The sequence below is a fragment of the Photobacterium pectinilyticum genome (assembly GCF_024357955.1).
GTDB classification, from domain to species: Bacteria; Pseudomonadota; Gammaproteobacteria; order Enterobacterales; family Vibrionaceae; genus Photobacterium; species Photobacterium pectinilyticum.
Genome location: NZ_JANEYT010000117.1, coordinates 1 through 11,964, shown reverse-complemented (window position 1 = coordinate 11,964; position 11,964 = coordinate 1). Strand labels below are relative to the sequence as shown.

General features: G+C 42.8%; 6 protein-coding genes and 2 pseudogenes. 6 read left to right on the top strand and 2 right to left on the bottom strand.

All coding sequences use genetic code 11. The features are described from left to right. Nucleotides 1–328: 328 nt before the first annotated feature. Nucleotides 329–724 carry a hypothetical protein gene (locus NHN17_RS24355; RefSeq protein ID WP_255045255.1) on the bottom strand — a complete coding sequence of 132 codons (396 nt, stop codon included), beginning with the start codon at nt 722–724 and terminating at the stop codon, nt 329–331. Nucleotides 725–1,403: 679 nt separating this feature from the next. Here NHN17_RS24355 and NHN17_RS24350 point away from each other — a divergent pair. The 5 genes and pseudogenes from NHN17_RS24350 (at nt 1,404) to NHN17_RS24330 (ending at nt 8,615) form a co-directional block, all read left to right on the top strand. Beyond that, nucleotides 1,404–2,098, top strand: a pseudogene (locus tag NHN17_RS24350) (IS6 family transposase). Between the two features lie 326 nt (nt 2,099–2,424). Beyond that, the gene (locus NHN17_RS24345; protein ID WP_255045254.1) at nt 2,425–2,820 is read left to right on the top strand and encodes a hypothetical protein; all 396 of its coding nucleotides are present in this window, start codon (nt 2,425–2,427) and stop codon (nt 2,818–2,820) included. A 314-nt stretch (nt 2,821–3,134) separates the two neighbouring features. Then, nucleotides 3,135–3,829: pseudogene (locus tag NHN17_RS24340) on the top strand (IS6 family transposase). A 744-nt stretch (nt 3,830–4,573) separates the two neighbouring features. Beyond that, nucleotides 4,574–7,588, top strand: a complete 3,015-nt coding sequence (ard, locus tag NHN17_RS24335) for an NADH-dependent flavin oxidoreductase (protein WP_255045253.1) — start codon at nt 4,574–4,576, stop codon at nt 7,586–7,588. A gap of 73 nt (nt 7,589–7,661) precedes the next feature. Further along, nucleotides 7,662–8,615 (top strand): FAD:protein FMN transferase, encoded by a 954-nt coding sequence (locus NHN17_RS24330; protein WP_255045257.1) that lies wholly within the window; start codon nt 7,662–7,664, stop codon nt 8,613–8,615. A gap of 371 nt (nt 8,616–8,986) precedes the next feature. Here NHN17_RS24330 and NHN17_RS24325 read toward each other — a convergent pair whose 3' ends face one another. Then, nucleotides 8,987–10,543, bottom strand: coding sequence for a carboxylesterase/lipase family protein (locus tag NHN17_RS24325; protein WP_255045256.1), 1,557 nt, complete (start codon nt 10,541–10,543; stop codon nt 8,987–8,989). 121 nt (nt 10,544–10,664) lie between these two features. Between NHN17_RS24325 and NHN17_RS24320 the strand changes: the two genes are divergently transcribed. Beyond that, entirely contained in the window at nt 10,665–11,585 is a 921-nt protein-coding gene (locus NHN17_RS24320; RefSeq protein ID WP_255045252.1) for a LysR family transcriptional regulator, read from the top strand. The last annotated feature ends 379 nt before the right edge of the window (nt 11,586–11,964 follow it).

The window sequence follows — 11,964 nt, the reverse complement described above, 5'->3', positions numbered from 1 at the left end:
AGCCATGATAATAGCCTCATGAACTGACTTATCATCAGTATAGTTAACAGGGCTGAGTATTAGTGGTAATCAGGTAAGGTTATGTCGCAAACAGGAGTGCTGAGTTAGGATATCCGTCAGCACTCCTGTTTGCGACATAACCGGCTGATCCGAGTTTCCTACTTAGATAAAGAGCGAGGAGTTATTGATTACGGTGTAAATAGATTTACTTAATGGAAGTAATATTAATTCACACTTAGATTAACGAGCTTGATCGTGTAACGACCAGAGACAAAAGGGCCGCGGTACGACCTCAGTTAACTGGGACGTGAGTTTGAACGCAAAAGATTTACTCAGTCCACATTCTTATACCCGATAAAGTAAAACGTATAGCCAAATCTTGAGCAAAACTTGCCGCATCACTTGGCTTAGAGAAAATCGTATCGAAGATCTTATGTGTGGAGTTGTACTTATCCTTTTCAATACCTGAGGTATATAAAGATCTCACTGTGCGAATATGATCTATAGCCTCTTTAAACGCATGCTGTTTCGAAAATTCATTAGTCGCATATAGCACGACATGAATCCTATTTTTACGGAATTTGAAACCAATAACCACCCCTTCAAACACAGAATACAATGGTGCATTAGGGCCTTGGTAAAGTAGAACCCAATGACTATCAAGCTTTTCGAATTGCCCCACAGTTAGGAGTTTCTCTAGCTCATTTTTTAATGCTATTTTCATCTTAATTTCTTTCTATATACAGCATATCCAATAGGAATTCTTCAGAATTGGTAGAACAAGTTAGTTGCAAATGCGTACGCAAACAGAACATATAGATACTATTCATTATGGTTTCAATATATTCAATCATTTAAAGCAATAACTTACATTGCTAATTTATCTCACTTAAAGACAGCCCGACTTCCCCCCATTGGCATCCACAGAGTAGGTGGATAACTAGTCGAGACTTAAATAAGCAAAATAAGGGTATAAAAAAAGCTGCCATAAGGCAGCACCCCATGAAGGGAAGGATAAAAATTTTTGGTTGGACACGTCATATTGCAACGAACAGGAATTATCATCTACACAAGTGCGAACATATTCAATTATTAAAAATAACAAACCAATTCTGTAATTTACTAAATGGCGGTTATATTGGATTAGTTGCTAACGAAAGTGAACGTCATCTTTATTTCAGCAAGAAATTATGCTTCAATGGATGATAAGCGTCATGCTGCATATGGTACGAACGGTAACAAGAAGCTTTAAAAACAACAAAAAAAAGAAAAAGCCTCCGCTTTCTGGCTAGCGGAGGCTTTTTTTGATTTTGTCGCAAAGTTGTGCTGATGCACAAGCGGGTTATGTCGCAAACAGGAGTGCTGAGTTAGGATCTTCGTCAGCACTCATTACCTTTAGCATTATGACTATCAACTTTTCCGGTCGCCACTCTCCTTCCTGCATCATTCTCATAGTTGTGCGTTAATACGTTTCTTATAAACTCAGCTACCGTGAAATCGAAGAGATGATGGCAGAACGGGGTATCCATGTTGATCACTCAACCATCAACCGGTGGGTCATCAAATTTGCACCATTGCTGGAGCATCGAGCTCGCGTAAGAAAGAAGCCTGTCGCTTCTTCGTGGCGGATGGACGAGACATACATTAATGTCAAAGGTCAGTGGAAATATTACTACCGAGCCGTTGATAAGTACGGCAAGGTCATTGATTTTTTACTGTGCGCTCACCGTGATGAGAAAGCCGCTCGCGCCTTCTTTATTAAGGCAATAGGCCATAACGGATTACCTGAAAAGGTGGTGCTCGATAAGAGTGGCGCACCAATGCGTTAGCGCTGCATCATATCAATTTTGAGCTTTGGCAGAATGGCCTGATGCTCAACCTCATTGAAGTCCTTCAAGTGAAATACCTGAACAATATTGTTGAGCAAAGCCACCGCAGAGTAAAAGGGAAAATGAACCAGGCACAGGGTTGGAAGTCTGACGAAGGTGCAAAAGCGACTTTAGCCGGAATAGAGCTGTGGGCGATGATTAAAAATGGACAGCTCGACAACCCTGATGGTTTATCTGTTTGGGATGAATTCTACGCGCTTGCAGCCTAATTGCATCTGAAAATCAGTACGCTTGTGCATCAGCATAACTTTGCGAAAAAACCTGATTTCGCAAACTCACTAACGAGTACATTCGAATGATACACTCGGGCATACATGGCAATTTCCGACCTAACGCTTGGGATGTCGTGGGAAATTTTAATATTAATTCCATTTAGTAAATTACAGAAGTATTTTGTTGTTTTTAATAATTGAATATATTGAAACCGTAATGAATAGTATCTATATGTTCTGTTTGCGTACGCATTTGCAACTAACTTGTTCTACCAATTCTGAAGAATTCCTATTGGCTATGCTGTATATAGAAAGGAGTTAAGATGAAAATAGCATTAAAAAATGAGCTAGAGAAGCTCCTAACTGTGGGGCAATTCGAAAAGCTTGATAGTCATTGGGTTCTACTTTACCAAGGCCCTAATGCACCATTGTATTCTGTGTTTGAAGGGGTGGTTATTAGCTTCAAATTCCGTAAAAATAGGATTCATGTCGTGCTATATGCGACTAATGAGTTTTCGAAACAGCATGCGTTTAAAGAGGCTATAGATCATATTCGCACAGTGAGATCTTTATATACCTCAGGTATTGAAAAGGATAAGTACAACTCCACACGTAAGATCTTCGATACGATTTTCTCTAAGCCAAGTGATGCGGCAAGTTTTGCTCAAGATTTGGCTGTACGTTTTACTTTATCGGGTATAAGAATGTGGACTGAGTAAATCTTTTGCGTTCAAACTCACGTCCCAGTTAACCGATAGTGTTATCGAGCAAGCAATGTCTGAACTATTTTCTTAATTGGCCTACGTGAACATGGTGAGCATTTTGGAGTGTTCACCGTGAACATCTTACACTTTTCTTACTTAAAGTATTGTTTTAAAGTTAATTATTTGGGTTTTATTTAGGGTGCTTTAGCAAGTCTGACACCTACAAAAATTGGGTAATTTGATTAATTTGAAAGGAAGACAATTATGAGGAAGTTATCGGTTCTGTCGCAAACTAAAATCTGGCTTCCAACACGCAACGATCGACCTCAATGACTATCAACTTTTCCGGTCGCCACTCTCCTTCCTGCATCATTCTCATAGTTGTGCGTTAATACGTTTCTTATAAACTCAGCTACCGTGAAATCGAAGAGATGATGGCAGAACGGGGTATCCATGTTGATCACTCAACCATCAACCGGTGGGTCATCAAATTTGCACCATTGCTGGAACATCGAGCTCGCGGAAGAAAGAAGCCTGTCGCTTCTTCGTGGCGGATGGACGAGACATACATTAATGTCAAAGGTCAGTGGAAATATTACTACCGAGCCGTTGATAAGTACGGCAAGGTCATTGATTTTTTACTGTGCGCTCACCGTGATGAGAAAGCCGCTCGCGCCTTCTTTATTAAGGCAATAGGCCATAACGGATTACCTGAAAAGGTGGTGCTCGATAAGAGTGGCGCACCAATACGTTAGCGCTGCATCATATCAATTTTGAGCTTTGGCAGAATGGCCTGATGCTCAACCTCATTGAAGTCCTTCAAGTGAAATACCTGAACAATATTGTTGAGCAAAGCCACCGCAGAGTAAAAGGGAAAATGAACCAGGTACAGGGTTGGAAGTCTGACGAAGGTGCAAAAGCGACTTTAGCCGGAATAGAGCTGTGGGCGATGATTAAAAATGGACAGCTCGACAATCCTGATGGTTTATCAGTTTGGGATGAATTCTACGCACTTTCAGCCTAATTGCACCTGGAAATCAGTACGCTTGTGCATCAGCATAACTTTGCGACATAACCCGCAAAGGTGAGGTGGCAATCAAACGCAAAACTAAGCGAAAGAGACTGACAAACCAGCTTAAAAAGATACGTCAGGAGCTTAAGCGGAGATTGCATGATAAACCATATAAAACAGGAGCATGGCTCAGACGGGTTGTTCATGGGCACATAAATTACTATGGCGTCCCACACAACAGTAAGTCACTTAACCTCTTCGTGAGAGAAGTGAGAAAAGCATGGTTGAAAGCGCTCAGGCGCAGAAGCCAGCGAAGCCAAATGACATGGTCACGTTTTGAGAGATTGGCTAGATATTGGATACCGTCACCGAAGATTGTCCACCCTTATCCGGAAAAGCGCTTTTACGCTATGCACCCGAGGTAGGAGCCGGATGCGTTAGTAGCGCACGTCCGGATCTGTGCGGGGGGTGGCAGGTAACTGCCATTCCTACCGCGACCGTAGCAAGGTTATTTATGCAATTTTGTAATGCACTTAATGTAAACAAGTCACTTTACTCATAGACCAATTTCCACAATATTAGCGCGGACATCCCTACATATTCGAAGCTGCTGTGTTGTCGATACGTCGATAGCCCAGCAGTTGCCAATATAAAAGATCTAACTTGCGTCAGTTTTCATATCAAACTCGTTGAGATTCACCCTTACCTAACTAGGCCGGTTTGATATGAGAATTAATCTGTAAAAGGAAACAACCTATGACTCTTTTAAATGAAGGTATCGTCTTTCAATCGGGAGGTGTGCTGCACAACCGCATCGTAATGGCTCCAATGACGATCCAGTCGGCTTATTTTGATGGTGGCGTAACTCAAGAGATGATCGACTACTACGCAGCACGCTCTGGTGATGCTGGCGCAGTTATTGTTGAAAGTGCATTTGTAGAAAACTATGGCCGTGCGTTCCCTGGCGCTTTGGGTATTGATATTGACAGTAAAATTGCTGGTTTAACCAAGCTCGCTAATGCGATTAAAGTCAAAGGTTCAAAAGCTATATTGCAAATTTACCATGCTGGTCGTATGGCAAACCCTGAATTTAACGGCGGTCATCAACCTGTCTCAGCAAGCCCAATTGCTGCATTGCGTGACAACGCCGAAACGCCTTTAGAGATGACCCATGAACAGATCGAATCGATGATCGATCGTTTTGGTGATGCAGTTAATCGTGCAATTTTGGCTGGTTTCGATGGCGTTGAAATCCACGGTGCGAATACTTACCTGATTCAACAGTTTTTCTCACCTCACTCAAACCGAAGAACTGATAAATGGGGCGGTGATATTGAAAAACGCACCACGTTCCCACTTGCGGTACTAGAGAAAACCAAACAAGTCGTCAAGGCGCATGACAAATCAGATTTCATCATAGGTTACCGTTTCTCTCCAGAAGAGATCGAACAGCCAGGCATTCGCTTTGATGACACTATGTACTTGCTCGATAAGTTAGCGACTCACGGTTTAGATTACCTTCATTTCTCAATGGGTAGCTGGCTACGTAACTCAATTGTTACCCCAGAAGATCTGGAGCCATTGATCGATAAGTACCGTAAACTGCAATCTGAAAACTTGGCTAAAGTGCCAGTTATTGGTGTTGGTGGTATTGCTCAGCGCAGCGATGCCGATAAAGCATTGGCGCAAGGTTACGACCTTACTGCTGTAGGTAAAGGTTTCTTGGTTGAGCCAACTTGGGCAAGCAAAGCACTAAGTGATGAATCATGTGCAGAATTTGCTGACATTGAGCAGCAAGAAGCTCTGACAATCCCAACACCGCTATGGGAAATCATGGATTACATGATTATCGATAGCGCAGCAGAAGCACTTAAGCACCAGCGCATTAAAGAGCTACAAAATGTGCCTATCAAGTTTAATGCGGGCGAATACACAGCTTACGGCCGTGGCCATAATGATGACTTACCAGTAACGGTGACCTTCTCTGAAGATAAAATTTTGGAGATTTTGGTCGATTCATCTAAAGAGTCTGACGGTATTGCTAACCCTGCGTTCGAGCGTATTCCACAACAGGTTCTAGATGGTCAAACACTTAACATTGATGTAATTTCAGGTGCGACCGTAAGTAGCCAAGCGGTACTTGATGGCGTATCAAACGCAGTTGATCTTGCTGGTGGTAATTCTGAAGCACTACGTTGCAAAGCAAGAGAGGCTGTTCAGTGGTCTTCAAAAACGATTGAAGAAACCGTTGATATCGTCGTGGTTGGCGGCGGTGGCGCAGGTCTAAGTGCGACACTTACTGCGCTTGATAAGGGCAAGTCCGTTATTCTTCTGGAGAAATTCCCTGCAATTGGTGGTAACACTGTGCGTACTGGTGGCTGGGTAAATGCCGCAGAACCAGAATGGCAAGGTGATTTTGCAGCTCTACCGGGCGAGAAAGAGACCTTAATTCAGCTTGCAAGCACTCCAGAATCTGAATTTGTTGATGAGTACTTAGCTGATTTTAGAACGCTTAAATCTCAACTAGATAACTACTTCACTGATTTAGAAACGGGTAACAAGTACCTATTTGATTCTGTTGAACTGCACCGTATTCAAACTTACTTAGGTGGTAAACGTACCGACCTAAATGGTGAGGCTATTCACGGTCAATATGATCTTGTAGAAACATTAACATCAAGCTCAATGGAATCCATCAACTGGCTGAGTGATAAAGGTATCGACTTTGACCGCAGTGTGGTTGAAATCCCAGTAGGTGCTCTATGGCGTCGTGCGCACAAACCAAAACGGCCAAAAGGTGTGGAGTTTGTCGATAAACTGTCAAAACGCATCGAAGAGCAAAATGGTCGTATCATCACTGACACGCGTGCAACAGACCTGATTGTTGAAGAGGGCAAAGTTGTTGGTATCAAAGCAGTTCAAGCGGATGGTACAGAGCTGATTCTGCATGTGAATCACGGTGTTGTTCTAGCGTCTGGTGGCTTTGGTGCCAACACTCAAATGATTAAGAAATACAACACCTACTGGAAAGAAATCGCAGACGATATCAAGACCACTAACTCTCCTGCACTGGTGGGTGACGGTATTGAAATCGGCGAAAAAGCCGGTGCTGAACTCGTTGGTATGGGCTTTGTACAATTGATGCCTGTCGGTGACCCTAAATCAGGTGCGCTATTGACTGGTTTAATTGTACCGCCAGAGAACTTTGTGTTTGTTAACCAACAAGGCAACCGCTTTATCGATGAATGTGGTAGCCGTGATGTACTGGCAGAAGCATTCTTCGATAATGGCGGTCTGATCTACATGATTGCTGATGAGAATATTCGTCAAACCGCAGCCAATACCTCAGATGAAACTATTGAACGTGAAATCAAAGAGGGCATCATTATTCAAGCGGATACCCTTGAAGAGCTTGCTCAGAAGATTGGTGTGCCAGCCAATACTCTGACGACGACCATTGCTCAGTACAACAACTGCGTAGAGCAAGGTAGCGATCCTGAGTTCAATAAGAGCGCATTTGGCTTGAAAGTGGAAAAAGCACCGTTTTATGCAACGCCACGTCAACCTTCAGTTCACCATACTATGGGCGGCTTAAAGATTGATACTAAAGCACGTGTAATCGGCAAAGATGGTCAAATCATCAAAGGCTTGTATGCCGCTGGTGAGGTCGCTGGTGGTATCCATGCTGGTAACCGTCTTGGTGGTAACGCGCTGATCGACATCTTTACTTACGGCCGTATTGCTGGTGAAACCGCATCTGAGCTTGTTTAACAAGTATTAGATTAGAGGCCGAGAGGGAAGTATCTACTTCCCTCTATTTGCGTTCTAGGCGAGGAGTAAGATGATGAAAAGCTACCATTCAAGATTCCAAATGATGGGCACCTTTATCGATTTGGTGGTCAATCATTCAAATGGTGAACAACTTATAAAGGAGGCTTATCTTCAGCTCGTTGATTACGCCCAGAGATTTACCGTAAACCAAACAGACTCAGAGTTAATGCGAGTGAATCATAGTGCTGGAGTTGCTCCTGTTTCTGTGAATCCCGATCTGTTTGAACTTGTTAAGTTAGCGAAATACCATAGTGAAGATCTAAGTAATCCATTCAATGTTGCTATTGGACCACTGGTGAAAGCGTGGCGTATTGGCTTTAAAGATGCAAAACAGCCAAGTCAGCAAGAAATTGCAACTAAGCTCGCGCTGATCGACCCGACTCAAATTGTCCTTGATGAACAAAAGCGTTCAGTTTTTCTTCGCCAAGCGGGTATGGAGATCGATTTAGGCGCGATAGCCAAAGGTTACTTTGCTGACAGAGTTAAGCAAAAACTGGTTGATGCTGGTGTAGAGAGTGGATTTATTAGCCTCGGCGGTAATGTACTGACTATCGGTGGGTCACCTAAAAACAGCAATAGCTCGTGGAACGTCGGTATTCAAAACCCACTATTAACTCGAGGCGAAGTTATTCGCGCAGTGCCACTACATGGCATGTCGATGGTAACGTCAGGGATCAATGAGCGCTTTTTTGAAGTCAACGGTAAGCGTTATCACCATCTACTAGATGCCAAAACCGGCAACCCCATATCTACTGATATTGCCAGCCTAACGATTATTTCTCCGAACTCCGTTGATGGAGAAATATGGAGCACTGCTGGGTTTCTCCCTTCGGCTTTAGAGTCAATCCATTACCTCAACACCATTGAAGGTGTTGAGGCCGTGGTCATATCTGATCTAGGAGAGGTAATGACGACTAATGGATTAGTAGACATATCTATCAATTCCACCGTGCTCTTTGCTGTGTAGTGGTATTACCATACTTCAGATAATTGCTAATTTAACAAATGCTGTAACTCAGAAATGCCCCAAAGTCACTCAGAGTAAATACTCATTCATATATTGTTAATATGAGTTTGCCCTACTATGAATTATCCGAATTCAGCACCTCTAGAAATGTAAGAGCACCACGATCCCACGTGGCGCTGAGTATAAGCAGTTCTAAGGCAGCAATGACTCAATATCTGGCTCAGGCTTCGCCAGCTCTTCCATACATTTCACTTGGTACGTGTACAAGAGCAGCCCGTTGGCTTTAAACCTATAAATAGGAAGCCCCAAGCCATGCTATGACCTGATTTTTTTATGTCAGCGGCCCTCATCCAATATTTGAGTCGTTTTACTTAAAATTCATAACCTTTCCATAATTTTCGAACCGAGCTAGTAGGGTCATTGACCTGTTTCGATGTAACATCAAATTGCATTGTTGGTCGTTCCGATAAGTTGTAAGGAGACCAATCAGCTTTACTTGTCTTGATGAATGTTAGCCATTGGTTGTGCATGGTATTAATAAGTTCAACTGGAGGCTGTGAGCCAACAAATGTTTTTGCTTGTTCGTTGTCAGTGGTATTAAACACAAACGGTACGTCAACAAAGTGCGCGGCTCCTAATTGACCATCAAATGCAGGTGACATCCAAGAAAAATTATAATGCCAAACATTGTTGTCGTTTTTAGTTAACTGTTGAGCAATGTGCAGTGCTGGCATTCTAAATGTAAAATCAGATTGAATGTCGGCAAACGTGTCTCCAATAGACTTTCCATTGTCTTTTGTTGAATACACACCCGCAGGCCAACCCTCCAATGACAAGTCAGATAATAATAGTGACTTCGTTTCTTCGGTCGTGTTGTTAACGGCACCACTTGGTACCAGGTAGAGTCGTGATTCTTGATCGGTGCTACCAACGATGACCGGAATAGAAGGTGAAGCTTTGCTGAGGTCTTTCATTGGAGACTCGACAATGATATCACCATCAACAACGGGCAAAAATGCGGTGCCTCCCCACGACAGTATTTCCCATTTGTCACGATCTTGTATGGTATAGCCCATATCAATAACGTTCTTAACTAGTTCAGGAAATGGGACTGTAGATAAACCCTCAACGGTGGCTGGAACATTCAACTTTTTGGTATAGCTTTGTGTAATTTTCTGAGCTTCTTCTTGGGTTAAAAATGCCATTGGAGGGCTTTGCATAATGGCTTTCTGGAATAGGCCTTCTGCTTTTTCGGTACCCAATAAAATGGCAACACTTTCTGCCCCAGCAGATTGACCTGCAACAGTAACCTGGCTAGGGTCCCCACCAAAATATTCGATGTTATGTTGTACCCACTCAAGAGCCATGATTTGATCAAGAATGCCGCGATTATCCGGTGCGCCCTCAAGGTGCATAAAACCATCAACGCCCACACGATAATTGATAGTTACAACAATCACGTCATTCTGAGCAAAGCTTGTTCCGTCGTAGGCTAACTCTGCCGCATCTTCTCGGATGAATGCACCGCCAGGGATCCACACCATAACTGGCAGCTTTTCATTTGATGCCTTGCTGTTAGTAGCAACGGCGCTAGTAGGTGTCCATATGTTCAGAGTAAGATGTCCGGAAGCCCCCACCAAGGTGGTGTTTTTACCTCGACTTGGTTGTGGAACGGGTTGACCTGCTTGTGTTGCATCTAATACTCCACTCCAAGTTTCGTATGCTTGCGGAGCTTGAAATCGGCGATCTGCCGTAAAAGGGTTTTGCGCATATGGAACGTCATAAAATGTGGTCACGCCATCATGGTTGCTTCCCATAAGCTTACCAGACTCAATGATTGCTACAGTTGAGCTTTCAGAATTTTGAGTGTGTGCAAATAGTGTATTACTTTGAATTAAACCTGCACTGAGGCATGCGACTAGTACCATTGTTTTTTTCATTTTATTCGGCTCGGTATTGGAATAGAAGGTCAGTATAAAACCTAGTTTGAAGTTGATATATATGCTATACGTCAATATATTGTTGCATAAATCGAACTATTGAGGGCGTATGGATAGAATAGTTTCAATGGAAGTTTTCGTTTCTACTGTCGATCTAGGAAGCCTGACGGCAGCATCTAAGGCTTTAGGAATGTCACGATCCATGGCGACTAGGCATATAACCGCGTTGGAAAAATCTTTAGGTGTATGTTTACTGTATCGCTCAACAAGAAGCTTAGGTATTACTAACGCTGGTCGTGATTTATTGCCATTCTGCCAGAATATTTTAGAGCAGAATGCCCAACTATATAGCTTAGCCCAAGAGCAGCATTCTCAACCTAGAGGAAGAATTTCACTTGTTACCAGCATTTCGTTTGGTCAGGCTTATCTTGCCCAAGCGATTGAACAATTCATGCTTAAGTACCCTGACATTGAAGTCGATCTCACGCTGTCGAATCAGTCACTGGATTTGATAAAACATGGGGTTGATATGGCAATCGAGTTGAGCAATGACCTGCCCGAATCTTTAATTGGAAAGAAACTGGCTGATTGCCCATCGGTGGTTTGCGCTTCTCCTCAATATCTAGCAGAACATGGCGCTCCTTTATCTCCCGAAGATTTACGCGATCACAATTGCTTGGTTCACAAACGAATAGGCAATGATTGGCTTTTTGTTCCCAAGACCGGCTCGAAATCCGCTGAGCCCGTTAATGTGACGGTCACAAGTAACTACGCTGTAAATGATAGCTCAATACTTCTGAATGCAGCAATTAATGGCAAAGGTATAGCGTGTTTACCTCTGCATTATATTGAGAATGAAGCACAAACAGGAGGTCTCACTATTTTGCTAACAGACTGTCAAGTGAACCCTGTTGGCATATGGGCTCTGTATCCCTCAAGACAATACCAGCCTAAGTTACATCGATACTTGTTGGATTATTTACAAGATGATTTGACCTTCAAGCACAATCAAATGCGTTCAATTTATTGATGGAACAAAGAAAACCACCATCGGCCTAGACTATGGTTTTGAGGATCCAATAAAGTTGCTGACTAGTTGGACACTTTCTTCTACCGTGTTCAAGTATTCGTCGGTGTATAAACGAAAATTTATAGAACGCCCTCGCTTTTACTCAGCAATACGAAGGAAGATCGTACGGTCTAATGCTTTGGTGTGATGTTATTAGAGAGTAGTTGATTACGAGTGTGAATACGCAGAGCAACACTCAGCATCGCGGCACTTCACAAACTTAGATATGATAAAAAAGCGTGAACACCAAAAACATAAAAATCTACCTGATTACCACTAATACTCAGCCCTGTTAACTATACTGATGATAAGTCAGTTCATGAGGCTATTATCATGGCTA

What these genes read in the sequence shown, in the direction of transcription:
- NHN17_RS24325 (WP_255045256.1), bottom strand. Translation starts at nt 10,543, where the DNA reads ATGGTACTAGTCGCATGCCTCAGTGCAGGTTTAATTCAAAGTAATACA.
- ard (WP_255045253.1), top strand. Translation starts at nt 4,574, where the DNA reads ATGACTCTTTTAAATGAAGGTATCGTCTTTCAATCGGGAGGTGTGCTG.
- NHN17_RS24355 (WP_255045255.1), bottom strand. Translation starts at nt 724, where the DNA reads ATGAAAATAGCATTAAAAAATGAGCTAGAGAAACTCCTAACTGTGGGG.
- NHN17_RS24320 (WP_255045252.1), top strand. Translation starts at nt 10,665, where the DNA reads ATGGATAGAATAGTTTCAATGGAAGTTTTCGTTTCTACTGTCGATCTA.
- NHN17_RS24345 (WP_255045254.1), top strand. Translation starts at nt 2,425, where the DNA reads ATGAAAATAGCATTAAAAAATGAGCTAGAGAAGCTCCTAACTGTGGGG.
- NHN17_RS24330 (WP_255045257.1), top strand. Translation starts at nt 7,662, where the DNA reads ATGAAAAGCTACCATTCAAGATTCCAAATGATGGGCACCTTTATCGAT.